The 17064-nt window shown below is 50.8% G+C and carries 16 protein-coding genes and 1 pseudogene; 12 read left to right on the forward strand and 5 right to left on the reverse strand.

Annotation, left to right across the window (positions count from 1 at the left end; all coding sequences use genetic code 11):
• Positions 1 to 21: 21 nt before the first annotated feature.
• The 5 genes from K1X45_RS10695 to K1X45_RS10715 form a co-directional block, all read right to left on the reverse strand.
• Positions 22 to 1299 carry an AAA family ATPase gene (locus K1X45_RS10695; RefSeq protein ID WP_220158794.1) on the reverse strand — a complete coding sequence of 426 codons (1278 nt, stop codon included), beginning with the start codon at positions 1297 to 1299 and terminating at the stop codon, positions 22 to 24.
• A gap of 90 nt (positions 1300 to 1389) precedes the next feature.
• Positions 1390 to 2106 (reverse strand): CpaD family pilus assembly protein, encoded by a 717-nt coding sequence (locus K1X45_RS10700; RefSeq protein ID WP_213599720.1) that lies wholly within the window; start codon positions 2104 to 2106, stop codon positions 1390 to 1392.
• A gap of 13 nt (positions 2107 to 2119) precedes the next feature.
• Positions 2120 to 3646: a type II and III secretion system protein family protein gene (locus K1X45_RS10705; RefSeq protein ID WP_213630864.1), complete on the reverse strand. Its 1527-nt coding sequence runs from the start codon at positions 3644 to 3646 to the stop codon at positions 2120 to 2122.
• Positions 3646 to 4455: a Flp pilus assembly protein CpaB gene (cpaB, locus tag K1X45_RS10710; RefSeq protein WP_213630865.1), complete on the reverse strand. Its 810-nt coding sequence runs from the start codon at positions 4453 to 4455 to the stop codon at positions 3646 to 3648. The genes K1X45_RS10705 and cpaB overlap by 1 nt, the downstream gene beginning before the upstream one ends.
• Before the next feature lie 148 nt (positions 4456 to 4603).
• Positions 4604 to 5101 (reverse strand): prepilin peptidase, encoded by a 498-nt coding sequence (locus tag K1X45_RS10715; protein ID WP_220158795.1) that lies wholly within the window; start codon positions 5099 to 5101, stop codon positions 4604 to 4606.
• 205 nt (positions 5102 to 5306) lie between these two features.
• Here K1X45_RS10715 and K1X45_RS10720 point away from each other — a divergent pair, with 205 nt between their 5' ends.
• From K1X45_RS10720 to K1X45_RS10775, 12 genes and pseudogenes are all read left to right on the forward strand, one after another.
• Complete coding sequence (locus K1X45_RS10720; protein WP_220158796.1) at positions 5307 to 5717, forward strand: pilus assembly protein N-terminal domain-containing protein; 411 nt, start codon at positions 5307 to 5309, stop codon at positions 5715 to 5717.
• Positions 5718 to 5770: 53 nt separating this feature from the next.
• Positions 5771 to 6334 carry a TadE/TadG family type IV pilus assembly protein gene (locus K1X45_RS10725; RefSeq protein ID WP_255560965.1) on the forward strand — a complete coding sequence of 188 codons (564 nt, stop codon included), beginning with the start codon at positions 5771 to 5773 and terminating at the stop codon, positions 6332 to 6334.
• Positions 6335 to 6366: 32 nt separating this feature from the next.
• Positions 6367 to 6966 carry a TadE/TadG family type IV pilus assembly protein gene (locus tag K1X45_RS10730; RefSeq protein WP_220158798.1) on the forward strand — a complete coding sequence of 200 codons (600 nt, stop codon included), beginning with the start codon at positions 6367 to 6369 and terminating at the stop codon, positions 6964 to 6966.
• An 86-nt stretch (positions 6967 to 7052) separates the two neighbouring features.
• On the forward strand, positions 7053 to 8294 hold the full coding sequence (locus tag K1X45_RS10735; RefSeq protein WP_220160468.1) for a phosphopentomutase: 1242 nt from the start codon (positions 7053 to 7055) through the stop codon (positions 8292 to 8294).
• The gene (gene mutM / locus K1X45_RS10740) at positions 8287 to 9174 is read left to right on the forward strand and encodes a bifunctional DNA-formamidopyrimidine glycosylase/DNA-(apurinic or apyrimidinic site) lyase (protein ID WP_220158799.1); all 888 of its coding nucleotides are present in this window, start codon (positions 8287 to 8289) and stop codon (positions 9172 to 9174) included. The genes K1X45_RS10735 and mutM overlap by 8 nt, the downstream gene beginning before the upstream one ends.
• A gap of 46 nt (positions 9175 to 9220) precedes the next feature.
• Positions 9221 to 9994: an enoyl-CoA hydratase gene (locus K1X45_RS10745; protein WP_220158800.1), complete on the forward strand. Its 774-nt coding sequence runs from the start codon at positions 9221 to 9223 to the stop codon at positions 9992 to 9994.
• A gap of 261 nt (positions 9995 to 10255) precedes the next feature.
• Positions 10256 to 10522 carry a 30S ribosomal protein S20 gene (gene rpsT / locus K1X45_RS10750; RefSeq protein ID WP_075654002.1) on the forward strand — a complete coding sequence of 89 codons (267 nt, stop codon included), beginning with the start codon at positions 10256 to 10258 and terminating at the stop codon, positions 10520 to 10522.
• 1170 nt (positions 10523 to 11692) lie between these two features.
• A pseudogene (gene dnaA / locus K1X45_RS10755) lies at positions 11693 to 13153 on the forward strand (chromosomal replication initiator protein DnaA); the annotation flags it as partial.
• A 246-nt stretch (positions 13154 to 13399) separates the two neighbouring features.
• A complete protein-coding gene (dnaN, locus tag K1X45_RS10760; RefSeq protein ID WP_022711632.1) occupies positions 13400 to 14518 on the forward strand; it encodes a DNA polymerase III subunit beta in 1119 nt (372 codons plus the stop codon).
• 20 nt (positions 14519 to 14538) lie between these two features.
• Positions 14539 to 15702, forward strand: a complete 1164-nt coding sequence (recF, locus tag K1X45_RS10765; RefSeq protein ID WP_255560973.1) for a DNA replication/repair protein RecF — start codon at positions 14539 to 14541, stop codon at positions 15700 to 15702.
• Between the two features lie 92 nt (positions 15703 to 15794).
• Complete coding sequence (locus tag K1X45_RS10770) at positions 15795 to 16571, forward strand: molybdopterin-synthase adenylyltransferase MoeB (protein ID WP_220158802.1); 777 nt, start codon at positions 15795 to 15797, stop codon at positions 16569 to 16571.
• Entirely contained in the window at positions 16568 to 17059 is a 492-nt protein-coding gene (locus K1X45_RS10775; RefSeq protein ID WP_220158803.1) for a GNAT family N-acetyltransferase, read from the forward strand. Before K1X45_RS10770 ends, K1X45_RS10775 begins: the two co-directional genes overlap by 4 nt.
• Positions 17060 to 17064 lie beyond the last annotated feature (5 nt).

Genomic DNA, 17064 nt, shown 5'->3' on the forward strand with positions numbered 1-17064 from the left:
GCTGTTGTTTATCCTTGTCCGTCAGGCAGATTTTTTGCGTTTAAGCTTACTGAGAAGTCCGGCCAGCGGTTTAGCTTTTTTGCCTTGTTCAGGTACATCATGTTTGCCAAGCAGTTCGCGTGCGATCTCAGTGATTTTTTGTGAAATCTTGTGGTTCGGATCGGCCTCTGCGAGCATATGAGCATTATTGGCCGCCGTACCGAAAAACTGCGGATCAAATTCAATCACAGCCAAAGGTTTAATATTCAGTGGTGAGCAGAAATCCGCAGCAGAAATTTCAGGACGTTTCGGTACGCCGGTCTGGTTCAGAATGAGATATGCCGGCTTGTCATTCGGTCGCAGCAGGATCAGCGTATCCAGCAAATTCTTAGTGTTACGCAAACTGGCTAAATCCGGTGTGGCAACAATGACAATCTCATCGGCCCGCATCAGGGTTGTACGTGTCCAGCTGTTCCAGCTATGTGGTATGTCGAGTACCAGCAATTGTGTGGTACGCAGAGCAGCATCGATCACGGAAACAAAGGATTCCGTGTCAAAATCATAGGTTTTTTCGAGTGTGGACGGCGCCGCCAGCAGCGATAAATGTTCCGAACTCTCTGCCAGAAGGCGATCAAGATAGACTTCATCCACCCGTTCCGGTGCATAGACTGCGTCAGCGATACCAAGTGTCGGATCCTGATCAAAATTAATATTGACCGTGCCGAATGGCAAATCCATATCCGCCAATACAACTTCATGTTTGAACTGGTTGGCGAGACTCCAGCTGATATTATGGGCCAGTGTTGATGAACCAACACCACCTTTTGCACCAATAACGGCAACATTTCTGCCGGATGGTGCAGTTGCCGGATCCGTGAATAATGTATCCAGTACGGATATAACTTCCGTCAGGCTTGCAGGAGAAACAAGGTAATCGGAAACGCCATTGCGGATCAATTCACGATATAGGCGCACTTCGTTACTGCGGCCGATAATCAGAACGCGGGTTCCGCTGTCGCAGACTTCGGCAAGTTGCATAATATCTGCAAGCAGCTGATCCTGTCCTGCAGCACTTTCAAGAATAATAAGATGCGGTGTGGAAGTGCTCTGATAGGCTTCCAGTGCCACATCGACTCCACCGGAGCGAATATGCCAGCGGGTGCGCGTCAGGCGTCTGTCTTGAGAGCAGGCCTGCAAAACAGACAGGCCGGCTTCTGTTTCACAGAACGCATCAATATTCAGGCGCGGCAGCGGGCGGATATGGGTTATATCCGTACCTGCATCCTGCAACATAGTTGTTGATGTGACACTGTCTTCCACGATCACGACCTTTTTTATTCGTTTAAAGCAAAATTTCGATGATACGCGCCGGATGATGTTTTTGGATCCGGCGGCAGAAATTATGCGTCTTTAATACTGTGCTGTTAGACTGCGAGGATCCTGCCAAACTCCTGTTGCGGTCGGTGACATAGCCTCATATCCTTCTTCGCCGCTGATAATGCGATCATTACGCGTACCTTTCAGTGGCGATGTGGCCCGAGGCCCGAGGAAATCAGCCGGATTTGCTACCTGAGCGGCCAGATTCGCCTGTGATGCACAGCCAAAATTAGCATAATGCTTGTTTTCAGCCGTACTCAACATATCAGCAGGCCATCTTCCGCAAGGACCTGTCCCTGCTGTCATCGCATAATAGCTGATACGGACAGGTGCGGAGATTTGCGGATTATTCACCTGATAGCTCTGGGTTGCAATATTGCTGGCCAGAACACCGCCTTGCCTTAAGACTTTGGCAATATCCATACTGATCCGGTATGCGGCGGATTGATTGGCGCTGCCCTCAGGTAAAAGTATGAACACCATGCCAGAACCTTGGCGGCGATACCCGTCAACGGCATTCTGCACAATGCTGCGCTGTGTAATGCTGAGTTTGCGATCATTCCGGCTAACAGGAATATCAGCTGTTTTCTCACGCTCCTGAATCGTGATCGGATGATTGGTGCGATAATCATCCGGCGTGGCGCCGACTGTCACATGATGAGTATTGGCACATCCTGCCAGCAGCAGAGTAACAAAAAGGCTGCTGCCAATGAGGGCTGAACGGGAGTGGGGAACGGTAATTTTTCTCATAATGCCTGCCCTCTTATTTGTAGATGAAGCCGACAACGCCGTTATAGCGGCCGTTTGGCAGGTTGGTTTTTGCAGAGCCGTAAACACGATTGACCTTGCCCAATACAAAGCCGGCTGCATCACTTGGCGGAGCCAGATTATCATCTGGACGTGCCAGTTCTGTTCTGGCTGTCGGGCGTACCAGATAAGGGGTAACAATTACGACCAGTTCGGATTCATTGCGCAGAAAATCACGGCTGCGGAACAAAGCTCCGAGTACCGGAATCTTGGACAGGCCGGGCGTGCCGTTAATCGACTGACGGGTTTCATCGCGGATCAAGCCGCCGATCATCATGGAGCCGCCGGAAGGCATCTCAACCGTCGTATCGGCCACGCGTTTACGCAGAGAGAGAATGCTCGCACCGACACCGTCAGAATTTTGCGAGCCTGAACCTTCGGTTGTTGGTTCGGAAACGGATGTACGGACTTTCAGCGAGATACGTCCCGGTCCCAGAACAGTCGGCATAAATTCAAGACCGATACCATATTCAATCTTGGCAAGTTCGGCTGTGCGTTTACCGTCATCATCGGTGGTGACGCTGTTGAGAACATTATATTCACCGCCAACTCTGAAAGCAGCTTTTTCACCGGAAATAGCTGTGAGTGTTGGTTCAGCCAGCGTTTTCATTGCGCCCGCTGTTTCCATAGCCTGCAGGTAGCCGCGGAAATTTTTGGTCTGTAACCCGAAACCTGTATTTGAGAGGGTCTGTCCGATTGCTCCGGAAAGACGATCCGACACACCGGTAAAGGTTACACCATTGCTGCTTGCGCTGCCCATCATATTAACGCCGAGCTGTTTCATCACAGAGCGGCTGACTTCAGCAACAGTTACTTTAAGTGTTACCTGATCTTCACCGGCAATGGTAATCAGATTGATGATTTTACTGGAGCGGCGGCGCTCCTGACCAAGTCCACTTGTGATCGTAATATTATTGCCGTCACCGGAGGATGTGGTGGAAGAGTCGTTATACTGACCTGTTGTTGCTTCACCACCTGAAACAAGTAATTCGGCAAGCTTTGCAGCCTGTGCAGCATCTTGTGGTGTTTGAACAGAACCGGTTAGAACAATATTGTCATTGATGAGTTCGATTTTAATATCAGAGCCCGGAATATATTTCCGCAATGAAGAAGACAGGCTGCTGACATCACGCTCGATTTTCAGGTCTAGACTGGCTATCTGTTCGCCGTCTTTGCCGAAGACAATAATATTGGTTTGTCCAACGGATTTGCCGAACAGGTAAATGCGCCGCGCTGTACGGGTGACAGCATCAGCTGTTGCCGGATTGGCAACCAGAATATCATAGGCGTCTTGCGGCAGATCAACGACGATTGACTTTCCCAGTCCGAGATTGACCGGTTGTGAGCGACCTGCACTGGAAATCTGAACGTCCTGTGCCTGTGCAGAATAGGAGCAGAGAACCGGCATAATCAGAGCTGCTGAGAGAAACAGGGTTTTCAACTGTGAACTGCCGCGAATTTGGGAAAAAGATGGACGTGTCATTAGTTGATCCCGACTTCAGTAAGATTGCCAGATTTAATCATTTTGACCGGCCCGTTTTTAGAAGGTGACACAACAAGATAATCTGATGAGCTGGACGGTTCCGGTTTTGCATCGCGAACAGAACGTAATGTCAGGCTGATCCGGTCCGCCACTGATTGGGCGACAGCCATGATCTCAGCCTGTTCATGGGTGACTTCCAGCGTTGCGGTACGGCCGATAATATCTTTTTTGCCTTCATCATCTTCTTTGATTGTCTGATCGATGGCCAAGACGCGTACATTTTCCAATATGGTTTCCGTTAAAAACGGAATGGTCGCATTGGCTGCATTCCGGGTCGCGCGGGTAATAATCACGTCGACACGATCACCGGGAAGAATGAAACCGCCTGCTGAACTTTCCGCGGCAATATTGGTCGCAATAGCCCGCATACCTTGTGGTAGCAAAGATGACATGAATTGTTCACCTTCACCGATCAGTTTGACTTTGCGGATAGGCTCTCCGGCGAGAACGGGAAGACGCAGGCTGGATTTTTGCATGACATCCAGTGCGTCCGGCTGTGAATCACGGGTGATATAATCTGCAGTCACAGAATTTTCCGGCCAGGACTGCCATTGCAACTGACCGGATAATGACGCGCCTACAGGCAGGTTGGAAGAAACGGTCAGAACATCTTTCACAGGCAGGGCCGGGGCAGGCGCGCTGACTTCAATGACCTGCGGCGGGGCATCTGTCATGGTCAGCGCAATATAGCCTGCGGCACCGGCGGCAAGCACGGCAACAGCCAGAATGATCAGGCGTGAAGTGTTCATTTTTTATCCCCGCATTGAGCGTGTGATTTTGGCACATACTCTAAATGCAGCAAGAATCGTATAATTATGGTTAACGAACTATTATTATTGATTTTATTAAAACAGTTATTGATGATTTTGGGAGGAAAAAGATTTTTTCCGCCTGTTTTCAGGCCCTAACCAAAGCAAGATCGGGATATATCCATAAACCGGCAATGGCCAAAGCTATACCATAGGGAATACCTTTTTTGGGGTCACTCAGACGGTAAAGAAAAGCGATATGTTCAATTTTACTTCGTTCGATAAGCTTGCGCAGTAAGAGAATACATAGTGTTAAAATACCGCCTGTAATTGCGCTTATCAGTAAATAATCTGCAAGACTGACTGAAAATCCGGTCCAGAGAGCTGTGGCACTGATTAGTTTGGCATCTCCGCCACCCATGGCATTGATGAAAAACAAAGCAAAACAGATGGCGAGGGCAATAGCGCCCGCTGCAATGTGAAGAAAGATATCTTTTGTAGGAAGTCCGTAAAGCGGTGCCAGAACAAGAAATGCTGCGGCTAAAAACAGGCAGGCAATATTGTGTATCTTCATAAACAGAAGATCCGAAATTGCAGCATAAATCATAGTGCCGCAAAAAATCAGAGCAGTGAGAAAAGCGAGCATAAGCAGCCTGAGTTTTGCAAAGGAATTGTTGGATTATCATTCTGTTGATACCAGAGATACTTTAAGCCTTTTACCTTCGGGTTAATACTGCCGGATATTCGGGCATTTTGTTGAGAGCATACAGGCCGCCGAAAATTGAAATATAGCTATTAATTGTTCTTTCATCCCTGTTGCGCATAGTGCGGTAAGCTACGGGGCTTATTTTATGGCTGATAAGAAGATGACAGATCTGAGAAAACTGATATTGGCAGTTATGCTGGGCGGTGGTGTTTTAACCTATCCGGTCGCAGCAACAGAAATTCAGGCAATACAGGTTCAGACGGATCAGGCTCATATTTTGCGTCTGGATAAGCCGGTTAAATCCGTCATAATTGGTAATGACGCGATTGCAGATGCCGTTATGCAGGATGCCAAAACCATTGTTCTGACCGGACGTAATAATGGCGTTACTAATCTGGTTGTGATGGATCAGAATGGCGATACATTGCTGGACGAGAAGGTTATGGTCGGTCAAAATGATCTGGCAACGACCCGTGTCTTTCGGGGGTCCAAAATGAGCATTTTATCCTGCACGCCGATTTGTGAGCCTAAAGTTGCTACTCCGCCAAGATCCTGATTGTGTTACGGGCGTTCAGTTTTCTGTCCTACTGCAGGAAAATTTAAGTGATCATGAATAACCGACCTGAGAAAAACTCTGCTCGACACTTTGTAAAGTCCCTTCGCTCGTTCCGGCGGGATGAACGAGGTGTTACGGCAGTTGAGTTTGCGCTGGTCGTTTTTCCGTTTTTGTTTTTAATTTTTGCGATTATCGAACTGGGACTGAGTTTTACAGTGCAGCAAATGCTGGCTCATGCGACAGAAGATGTGAGCCGGCGATTTTATACAGGACAAGATACGAAAGAAAATACAACACCGAAAGCGGTGAAAGATCGTATTTGCCAGAAAATACAATTTATGCCTGTCGTTAATTGCAACAATCTTGATATCAATTTGGATAATTACAGTACTTTTTCGGCAGTTCCTGTTAAAAATCTTGTAACAAGTGAGGGGAAGCTTGGACTTCAGTCCCAGATTAATCTGGGCGGACCATCAACGATTAATCAGATTAATGTATTATATCGCTGGCCGGTGCTGACCAATATTTTTTATTATTTAAATCCGAAAGTAAAAAATGAAGACAGGGTGCTGCCTCTTTTTACAACAGTGACCTGGCAGAACGAGCCGTTTTCATGATCGGGTTTCATTTTAAAACAAACGGAGCACGGTTGGCTTTAGCTGATAGCTTGCGAAAATTTGGTGCGAATAAATTTGCACTTTTAAGAAAGTTTAGCAAAGACGAACGCGGTGTATCTGCCGTGGAGTTTGCGCTTCTTTTGCCGGTTCTGATTTTGATCTATGCAGGTGTGGCCGATGTTTCACGTGGTGTGGATGCAAACCGCAAAGTGAACCGGGTTTCCAGTGTTGTCGGAGATCTGGTGAGCCGGCAGATCAGTGTGTTGCCGACACAACTTGATGATGTTTTTATTATCGGCTCGACGATTATGGTACCGTCTTTAACCGCACCGCAAATCAGGATTTCGTTTCTCAGAGTAGAAAAAGTAAACAATAGTAATACATTGATTGTCCGGCTGGACTGGTCACGGACAACATCCAAGTTCATTGAGAAAGGGACTGTAAAAGAACAGGAGGCAAGGCGCGTTTATCTTCCAGAAAAACTGCGTCAGGAGCCGATGAATTATATTCGTGTTGAAACGCAATATACTTACACTCCGTTGCTTTCTTTTCTTCTGCCGAACATCGACATGGAAGAGACCTATTTTATCAGTCCGCGCTATTCAGATACTATTCCTTGCCCTCAGTGCTGATGATTTCCTTGCTTGACGCTTGAGGTAGTTTTCATGATATGCCTTTCATGAAATACTCGGTGAAGCGGTCTGAAGGCATTATTCTCATGCGACGGGTTATCCTTATTGTCCTTGATTCTTTCGGCATTGGCGGCGCACCGGATGCGTCCGCCTTTGGCGATCAGGGAGCCAATACGCTCGGAACAATTGCCTGCTTTTGTGCGGATAAACAGACACCATTACATATTCCGCATATGCTGGAACTGGGATTAGGGCGTGCCGCGCAATGTGCGAGCGGCGCTTTCCCTGCCGGTATCAATGCAGCCTCGCTGCCTCATGGCCTGTGGGGCGCGGCGAGTGAAGTCTCGAAAGGCAAGGATACACCTTCCGGTCATTGGGAAATTGCAGGTCTGCCGGTACCTTTTGACTGGGGTTATTTCCCGTATAGCATTCCGGCTTTCCCAGAGGACCTGACGGATACCATCATCCGTCAGGAAGGTTTGAACGGAATATTGGGCAATTGCCATGCCTCGGGCACTGAAATTATTGCGCAATATGGTGAGGAACATATCCGAACCGGAAAACCGATTTTCTATACATCGTCAGATTCCGTGTTGCAGGTGGCTGCTCATGAAGCACATTTCGGCTTGCAACGGCTTTATGATCTTTGTGCAGCTTTGCGCCTGCTGGTGGATCCGCTGAATATCGGACGTGTGATTGCGCGGCCATTTACCGGGGATGCGCGGGAGAGCTTTGAACGCACCGGCAACCGGCGCGATTTTGCCGTACCGCCACCGGAGCCCACATTGCTGAATATTGTCGAAGCATCCGGACATGATGTTTATGCGGTTGGTAAAATCAGTGATATTTTTGCCGGGTCAGGCGTGACGCAATTGCGCAAAGCGCATGGCAATCAGGCCTTGGTTGATGCCACGCTGGAGGCAATGAATGAGGCCGGTGATGGCGATCTGATTTTTACCAATCTGGTGGATTTCGATATGCTTTACGGTCACAGGCGCGATATTGCCGGTTATGCCGCCGCACTGGAGGCGTTTGATAAGCGCCTGCCGGAAATTCTCGGCAAAATGCGCGAGGGTGATGTGCTAATTCTGACCGCAGATCATGGTTGTGATCCGGGTTGGCAGGGGAGTGACCATACCCGTGAATGTGTGCCTGTATTGATCGCTGGTGCTGGGAGCGGCACAATCGGTATGCGCAACAGTTTTGCGGATATTGGTAAATCTGTAGCCGCCTATCTGGGGTTGAAAAATGATCTTGCCGGTGAAGATTTTCTTACGGCTTATACCGGCTATCGGCAGTCAGAGCGCAGCGGAGAGAGTGATGCCTGAATTACCGGAGGTGGAAACGGTCCGTCGCGGTTTGCAGCCGGTTATGGAAGGTGCAACTGTTGAAGGGCTGGTTTTAAACCGTCCTGACCTGCGTTTTCCTTTTCCTGAAAAGCTGAGTGAGCGTCTGCAGGGGCAAAAAATCATCTCGCTGGGGCGGCGCGCCAAATATCTGCTGATCGAATTTGAAGGCGGTGCCAGTCTCATCAGCCATCTGGGTATGTCCGGCTCGTACAGGATTGAACCTGATCTGCGTTCTTCATCCGGACACCGCTTGGCTGATAATTTTCATTATCCGCGTTCTAAGAATACAGCCCATGATCATGTGGTTTTTCATTTGCAGACAGAGAATTACGGGCAGCGTCAGGTGATCTATAATGATCCGCGTCGTTTCGGGTTTTTGCTGTTATGCGGTGCAGGAGAGCTGGAAACGCATCCGTCCCTGAAAGATCTTGGCATTGAGCCGACAGGTAACAGCCTGTCAGGCGTGGTACTTTCAGATTTATTCCGCAACAAGAAAATCACTTTAAAGGCGGCTCTGCTGGATCAGCGGCTGATTGCCGGTCTTGGCAATATTTATGTCTGCGAAGCTTTGTGGCGCTCCGGTCTTTCACCACTGCGCGCTGCCGGAGATGTCGCGCAGGATCCGCAACTGGCAGAATCGCTGGCGACTTCTGTCCGCGAGGTGATTGCCGAAGCCATTGTGGCAGGTGGCTCCAGTCTGCGTGATCATCGTCAGGCTGATGGCACTCTGGGTTATTTCCAGCATAGTTTTGCGGTCTATGACCGCGAGGATGAGCCATGTCGGCGTTGTGGCGCAACGATACAGCGCATTGTGCAGAACGGACGCTCAACTTTCTTTTGCGCTGCCTGCAGCGCCTGATCTCTTTTCCGTTCATAAATAATCACTGCCTTGGGGGAGTATCTTGATGGCCTATGAAACGATTCTTGCAGAAACACGCGGCAAAACCGGTCTGATCCGGCTCAACCGTCCGCAGGCGTTGAATGCACTGAACACACAGCTGATTACCGAACTGACAGATGCGTTGCAGGCATTCGACCGGGATGATGCGATCGGTGCGATTGTCCTGACCGGTTCCGAGAAGGCTTTTGCTGCCGGTGCCGATATTAAGGAAATGCAGAATCTCAGTTTTGCCGATGCCTACGGGCAGGATTTTCTCAGCGACTGGGAAGGGATCAATGCCATTCGTAAGCCGGTAATTGCTGCGGTCAGCGGCTATACGCTGGGCGGCGGCTGCGAACTGGCGATGATGTGTGATTTCATCATGGCTGCGGATAATGCCAAGTTCGGCCAGCCGGAAATTACGCTTGGAATCATTCCGGGAATGGGGGGCACCCAGCGTCTGGCGCGTTTTGTCGGTAAAGCCAAAGCTATGGATATGGTGCTGACCGGCCGGATGATGGATGCGGCTGAGGCTGAGCGTTGCGGACTGGTGTCACGCGTAGTAGCGCCGGAAGTGCTGCTGGATGAAGCTCTGAAAGCGGCAGAGCGGATTGCTGCTTTCTCACGGCTCTCGGTGATGATGGCAAAAGAATCGGTCAATCGTGCTTTTGAGACGACATTGCAGGAAGGGCTGAAATATGAGCGCCGTTCCTTCCATGCGCTTTTCGCTACAGAAGACCAGAAAGAAGGCATGTCGGCATTTGTCGATAAGCGCAGCCCGTCTTTCTCTAACCGCTGAGTCGTCTTATAGGGGCGCTCCGGCCGTAAAACCGCAGCGCCACTTGTCAGAAAACGTTCTGGAAACCATCTTTTACGGGTTTCAGCCCTTTGTGGAGAGAGAATCCAGATTGACGGCGCGGACAAGCTGATCTATAAGCGCGCAACAGTGAGACGGCTTTCGGGCTGTCCGGATAGATTTTTGCCCGGTGGCCTGCCCCTTCGATATGAATATCGATGCTGAAAAGCCCGCTGGAAAGCTGACAGAAAAAGAGAGGCATTTATGGCCAATACACCTTCGGCCAAGAAAGCGGTTCGTAAAATCGAAGCCCGCACCGAGGTCAACAAATCCCGTCGTTCCCGCGTGCGCACTTTCGTACGTAAGTTCGAAGATGCTGTAGCACTCGGTGATAAAGCTGCTGCACAGGCTGCTTTCAAGATTGCTGAGCCTGAACTGATGCGCGCTGCTTCTAAAGGCGTTGTTCATAAGAACACTGCTTCGCGTAAAGTATCGCGTCTGGCTGCACGTCTTAAAGGCATGACTGCCTGATATCAGACTGTCTTTCAGTTTAAAAAAAAACCCGGCCTTAGTGCCGGGTTTTTTTGTATCTGAATTTTATGTTTCTCCTGAATATTCAGAAGATCAGAATCGGGAGCAATATTAAAAGGAATCTCTAAAATATTGGGAGAATCTCTTTTTCTATATTTTTATATTTGCAATAAATTTTAAGCGCAGAACCTGTCTTTATGCACAGTTCTGAACTGAGTCTGGGGATTGCCTCGGAGGAGCCTGAGTCAAGTGAATTATTATTATTTTTTTTCGCTCCGGAGATTCCGGAAGGGTTAATAATTGCTCCGATAAAAAGATGTTGAATCCAAAGGTCTTATTAATTTCAGACCCTGTATCAGAATAGTTATGCGTACCGAAAGACAGATCAAATGATTAAAAAACTCTTAACGGCGGTCTTGCCCTAAGGCCAAAGATTTCGCTAATGTTAGCCGATCAGTGCTCTGGACCATTGGCCTAAAGGCTCTCGGCGTCCGGTTATAATTTCATGGCGTGCAAAGTGATCTGACGCAGAATTTCCCGTTCTGCGAAAGAGTATCTGTGTGTCTGCGAATGATCGGCACTGCGGGGGGAAATATCCTGAATGAGGATCCGACCTGCGGTTGCCGGAAAGAGTAAGGCCGTTCTGAAATGATGAGTAATGACATCATTTACCGGTCATTAACCCTAAAAAAGCTTTGCGCAGCTGCAGATGGAAACAGAGGTTGTTGAATGGTTCAATACGGGCAATCAGCATGGAGTGACCGGAATATGAGTCGTTCCTTGCGGGATACTCACCGGACAATCGGAAAAAAGGCTGGCGGAAAAAGAGCCGGAGAAAGACACGCTGCAAAAGACCGGCAAGACTGAAGCGAACAGAATTTTATAACGAACAAAAAAATCAGAGCGGAAGCTGAGGGACAGTCCCGGCCAAACCGCTGAGTAACGAGCATCTGAACAGGATGCATCCGGTATGATGGAATGATCTGCCGCAACCAAAAAACTGAACACTATTGTGAGGCGAAAATGATTGCAAAGAATGAGGCTAAACTGGACGTGATGAGCGAAGCCGGTCAGCCAGTCCCGCCGATCAATCGCAGCCTGCAGGGTCAGTTTGATGCGGCGCCGGATTTTATGAGTGAGAAAGAGAATATGACTTTGACAACCGCTTCTCCGGATGAGGCCTTTGAACGACTGCTGAGCAAGCTGAAAGCACGCGTCGGCAGTGAAATATTCTCTTCGTGGTTTGGTCGTCTGAAGCTGGATGAAGTCTCCAAGAGTGTTGTACGTTTTTCGGTACCGACCGCATTTTTGCGCTCATGGATCAACAATCATTATGCTGAAATGCTGACCATGCTCTGGCAGGAAGAAAATCCGCAGATTCTGAAAGTTGAAGTTGTGGTGCGCGGGATGAGCCGTACCGCCCGTCCTGTGGCACCTGTTGCTGATATCGTGGCGGAAATTCCGCAGCTTGCTGCGCCGCAGCGCGAAAAGCCGGTCTTCCCGGTTGGCCAGAGCTTCTCGGCTGAAAAACGCGCCAGTCAGGCAGAAGTGGCCGCTCAGAGCGCCGCTGCCGGTGCCGTACTCGGTTCTCCGCTCGATCCGCGCTATACTTTCGACAGCTTTGTTGACGGTGCTTCCAACCGTGTGGCACTTGCTGCTGCCCGCACCATTGCCGAAGCCGGCTCCAGCGCCGTACGCTTCAACCCGCTTTTCATCCACGCTTCCGTTGGTCTTGGTAAAACCCATCTTTTGCAGGCAATCGCCGCCAGTGCTTTGCAGCGTCAGGATAAGCCGCGCGTTGTTTATCTGACCGCTGAATATTTCATGTGGCGCTTTGCAACGGCAATCCGTGACAATAATGCGCTGTCTTTCAAAGAACAGCTGCGCGATATCGATCTTCTGATCATTGATGATATGCAGTTCCTGCAGGGTAAATCCATCCAGCACGAATTCTGCCATCTGATCAACACGCTGCTCGACAGCGCCAAACAGGTTGTTGTGGCTGCAGACCGCGCCCCTTCCGAACTGGAATCGCTGGATGTGCGCGTGCGCTCTCGTCTGCAGGGCGGTGTAGCCTTGGAAATGGCCGCACCTGATTATGAAATGCGCGTGGAAATGCTGAAGCGCCGCCTGAGCGCTGCGCAGGCAGAAGAACGCAATATTGATATTGCGGACGATATTCTGGCTCATGTGGCACGCACTGTGACCGGTTCCGGCCGTGAACTGGAAGGCGCGTTCAACCAGCTGTTGTTCCGTCAGTCCTTTGAGCCGAACCTGTCGATCGACCGCGTTGATGAGCTGCTGGGTCATCTGACCCGCGCCGGTGAGCCAAAGCGCATCCGCATTGAAGAAATTCAGCGCATTGTTGCCCGTCATTACAATGTGTCGAAGCAGGATCTGCTGTCCAACCGCCGTACCCGTACCATCGTGAAGCCGCGTCAGGTTGCGATGTATCTGGCAAAAATGCTGACTCCGCGCTCGCTGCCGGAAATCGGCCGTCGTTTTGGCGGACGCGATCACACCACAGTTCTGCATGCTGTCCGCAAGATCGAAGATCTGGTCGGTGCTGATCTTAAACTGGCGCAGGAGCTGGAACTGCTGAAGCGCCTGATCAACGAACAATCCGCATAAGCTGTCACAGATACCGATGATTCTGTATCGCGGCTCTGGTCGCGATACAGTTCATAGGCGGAATATCGGGGCAAAGAGCGGGTTCATCAGTCTTTATGCAGAAGAAATCGCTGCTGTGCTGTTCTGCGGACTTGCAAAGACCCCTGAAATTCTGGCAGTTTAGCCGTCCAAGAGGCGCCTGTCGCGCCGTGATCTCCGGTGCAGCTCTGTTTGTTGCCGGACAGATGTTAGCGAGTTCTGTACATCATGCGCGTAACTATTGAACGTTCAAATCTTCTGAAATCCCTCAACCATGTGCATCGCGTGGTTGAGCGCCGCAATACAATTCCGATTCTCTCCAACGTCTTGTTGCAGGGCGAAGACGGCGTGCTGAAACTCAAGGCCACTGACCTTGATCTGGAAGTGACCGAATCGACCGAAGCGGCAATTGATACGGCAGGAGCCACAACAGTTCCGGCACATCTGCTTTATGACATCGTGCGCAAGCTTCCGGACGGCGCTGAAGTGATGCTGGCCAATAATGAAGACGGCACAGCAATGTCGGTCGTATCCGGCCGCTCGTCCTTTCGTCTGCAGTGCCTGCCGCAGTCCGATTTCCCTGAACTGACAGCGGGCAGCTTCACCCATACATTCCGTATGGATGCGAGTGCGCTGAAACGCCTGATCGACCGCACCAATTTTGCGATCTCGACGGAAGAAACCCGCTATTACCTCAATGGTATTCACCTCTATGCCGGTGAAGATGACGGCCGTTTGGAACTGCGTGCAGTGGCGACCGATGGTCACCGTCTGGCACGCGCAGCGATGGAAGCGCCAAGCGGTGCCGAAGGCATGCCTGCGATCATCATTCCGCGCAAAACCGTTGCGGAATTGCAGAAACTGGTTGATGCACCGGATATGCAGGTGACGATTGAAGTCTCGGATGTGAAAATCCGCTTCACTGTCGGCACAGTTGTTCTGACCTCGAAACTGATCGACGGCACATTCCCTGAATATAAGCGCGTGATTCCGGCCGGTAATGACCGCAAGCTGGTGATTGACCGCCAGAGCTTTGCTGCTTCTGTTGACCGCGTATCGACCATTTCCAATGAGAAAGGCCGTGCGGTTAAGCTCAGCATTTCCGATGGTCTTCTGACGCTGACCGTGAACAATCCTGATTCCGGTTCCGCAACCGATGAAGTACCGGCAGGCTATGACAGTGAACCGATGGAAATCGGCTTCAACTCGAAATATCTGCTCGATATCACATCGCAGCTTTCCGGCAAGGAAGCCGTATTCATGCTGGCTGATGCCGGTTCACCAATGCTGGTGCGCGATGAGGGTGATGAACATCTGATCTATGTTCTGATGCCGATGCGTGTATAAGTGCACGGGTGAGCACGAATATAAACATTGATGCACAAATTTCAGGTCGCAGCGAACGGGTGAGTTTCCGTCGTCTGCGGCTTGCGCATTTTCGCAATTATGAGAGCCTGTCGCTGCCGCTGAGCGGTGGCCATGTGGTGCTGACCGGCGAGAATGGTGCAGGTAAAACCAATCTTCTGGAAGCGGTTTCCTTTCTGTCACCGGGTCGCGGCATGCGTCGTGCTGCCTATGCTGATGTCAGCCGCAGCGGAGCGCCGGATGGTTTTGCCATTCATGCGCTGTTGGAATCGGCAAGCTATGGCGAGGCTGAAATCGGCACCGGTTTAGCTGGTACCAATGGCGAGGCAGGGCGCAAGGTGCGGATTAATGGTGCACCAGCCAGCGCCGATCAGCTGCTTGATTATTCCCGTATCATCTGGCTCATTCCGGCAATGGACGGGTTGTTTACAGGCTCCGCCGGAGATCGCCGTCGCTTTCTCGACCGTATGGTGCTGGCGATTGATGTCAGCCACGGCAAGCGCGTGCTGGATTATGAAAAGGCTATGCGCAGCCGCAACCGGCTGATCTCGGATTATAACAGCGATGCCCAGTGGCTGGATGCGATTGAAGCGCAAATGGCCGAGCTTGGTACGGCTATTGCCGCGGCACGTGCCGAGCTGATGAGCCTGATTGCCGCGATGATTGAGCAGACACCGGATGACAGTCCCTTCCCGAAAGTGGATTGCTTTCTGGAAGGCGAGCTGGAAGGGCGTATCCGTCTTGAGGCGGCGCTGGATCTGGAAGAGAATTTCCGCCGTACCCTCCGCGATATGCGTGGCCGCGACCGCGCGGCAGGGCGCACGCTGGACGGGCCGCACCGCACGGATATGGTCGTGCATCACCGGCCTAAAGGCATGCAGGCGGCTCTGTGCTCGACAGGCGAGCAGAAGGCGCTGCTGATCGGTCTGGTGCTTGCCCATGCAAGACTGACGGCCAATCTTGCCAATATGACACCGGTACTGCTGCTCGATGAAATTGCCGCGCATCTCGACGAGGGCAGACGTGCCGCTTTGTTTGATATTATTGACGATCTGGGCGCACAGGCTTTCATGACCGGCACGGATCGCGCGCTGTTTCGCGACCTCAAAGGTGAGGCGCAGTTTTTCAATGTCAGCGGCGCAAACCTGTCAGCTTATGATATTTGAACCAGCAGGGTTTCTGCATTGTCTTTTTGTTTTACGCGTATCTTATCCGAAAACCGCTTCACACTTTTCAGGATACGCTCTAAACTTTGCGCATGAGCACACAGTCAGAACCTTTCAGCGGATTAGAAATCGAGCGTTATGCACGCCATATTATCCTGCCGGAAATCGGCGGGGCAGGGCAGCAGAAGCTCAAAAATGCGCGCGTTCTGGTGATCGGTGCAGGCGGGCTTGGCAGTCCGGCGCTGCTTTATCTGGCCGCTGCCGGTGTCGGCCATCTCGGCATCGTCGATGATGATATGGTGACATTGTCTAATCTGCAGCGTCAGGTGGTGCATCACACCGACAGCATAGGTGAGAATAAAACCGACAGTGCTGCGGCCACCATTCATCGTATCAATCCGCATATTGAAATTGCCTGTCATACATTGCGGCTCACACCGGAGAATGTGTCAGAGCTGTTTTCGGCCTATGATATTATCGTCGATGGTTCGGATAATTTCAGTACCCGCTATCTGGTGGCCGATCATGCGGCTTTGCTGGAAAAAGCGCTGGTCACCGCAGCCATGGGGCGGTTTGACGGTTCGCTGACGGTGCTGAAACCCTATGAGAATGATTCTGAGGGCAATCCTCTGCCGCATTACCGTGATCTGTTTCCTGAACCGCCACCGGAAGGATTGATTCCCTCCTGTGCAGAGGCAGGTGTGATCGGTGCCTTACCAGCGATTCTCGGCTCATTACAAGCGATGGAAGTGATTAAACTGATTACCGGAATCGGTGAGCCTTTGCTGGGACGCTTGCTGCTTTATGATTCTCTGTCGGCGCGGTTTGAGACCATGCGCTATAAACGGCGGAAGGCAGCAGACCAATGAGCGCGCAGAACCGGTCATTTCAGGTTTTTACAATTACACCTGATTATGACGGGTTCGATGCTCTGTTGCTGCTCATTCAGGATGCCTTTGCCACGATGGATGGGGTAATTGACCCGCCGAGTTCTGCCGGATTGCTGAATGCAGCGATTCTGCGCGGCAAAGCAGGCACAGAGACAGCCTATGGGGTGCTCAGTGACGGACAACTGGCCGGATGCGTGTTTCTGGCTGACAGAGGCGATCATCTTTATTTAGGCAAACTGGCTGTCGCTCCTCCGTTTCGCGGGCTTGGCGTTGCACGTCGTCTGGTCGAACAGGCTGAAAAGCTGGGGCGTGAGCGCGGCATGTCGCATATTGACCTGCAAGTACGTGTCGAACTGACTGACAATCAAAAACTATTCAAAAAACTGGGCTTTGCAGTCATTGCTGAAACCATGCATCCGGGCTTTACCCGCGTGACATCGCTGACAATGCGTAAAGCTCTGCTTTAATCATA

The organism is Pseudochrobactrum sp. Wa41.01b-1 (assembly GCF_019464455.1).
Lineage (GTDB): Bacteria > Pseudomonadota > Alphaproteobacteria > Rhizobiales > Rhizobiaceae > Pseudochrobactrum > Pseudochrobactrum saccharolyticum.

Excerpts from the sequence above, each read along its gene's own strand:
- K1X45_RS10700 (WP_213599720.1), bottom strand. The coding sequence starts at position 2,106 with ATGAGAAAAATTACCGTTCCCCACTCCCGTTCAGCCCTCATTGGCAGC.
- rpsT (WP_075654002.1), top strand. The coding sequence starts at position 10,256 with ATGGCCAATACACCTTCGGCCAAGAAAGCGGTTCGTAAAATCGAAGCC.
- K1X45_RS10770 (WP_220158802.1), top strand. The coding sequence starts at position 15,795 with ATGAGCACACAGTCAGAACCTTTCAGCGGATTAGAAATCGAGCGTTAT.
- K1X45_RS10735 (WP_220160468.1), top strand. The coding sequence starts at position 7,053 with ATGCGACGGGTTATCCTTATTGTCCTTGATTCTTTCGGCATTGGCGGC.
- K1X45_RS10720 (WP_220158796.1), top strand. The coding sequence starts at position 5,307 with ATGGCTGATAAGAAGATGACAGATCTGAGAAAACTGATATTGGCAGTT.
- K1X45_RS10715 (WP_220158795.1), bottom strand. The coding sequence starts at position 5,101 with ATGCTCGCTTTTCTCACTGCTCTGATTTTTTGCGGCACTATGATTTAT.
- K1X45_RS10775 (WP_220158803.1), top strand. The coding sequence starts at position 16,568 with ATGAGCGCGCAGAACCGGTCATTTCAGGTTTTTACAATTACACCTGAT.
- K1X45_RS10725 (WP_255560965.1), top strand. The coding sequence starts at position 5,771 with ATGAATAACCGACCTGAGAAAAACTCTGCTCGACACTTTGTAAAGTCC.
- K1X45_RS10745 (WP_220158800.1), top strand. The coding sequence starts at position 9,221 with ATGGCCTATGAAACGATTCTTGCAGAAACACGCGGCAAAACCGGTCTG.
- K1X45_RS10705 (WP_213630864.1), bottom strand. The coding sequence starts at position 3,646 with ATGACACGTCCATCTTTTTCCCAAATTCGCGGCAGTTCACAGTTGAAA.
- cpaB (WP_213630865.1), bottom strand. The coding sequence starts at position 4,455 with ATGAACACTTCACGCCTGATCATTCTGGCTGTTGCCGTGCTTGCCGCC.
- mutM (WP_220158799.1), top strand. The coding sequence starts at position 8,287 with ATGCCTGAATTACCGGAGGTGGAAACGGTCCGTCGCGGTTTGCAGCCG.
- dnaN (WP_022711632.1), top strand. The coding sequence starts at position 13,400 with ATGCGCGTAACTATTGAACGTTCAAATCTTCTGAAATCCCTCAACCAT.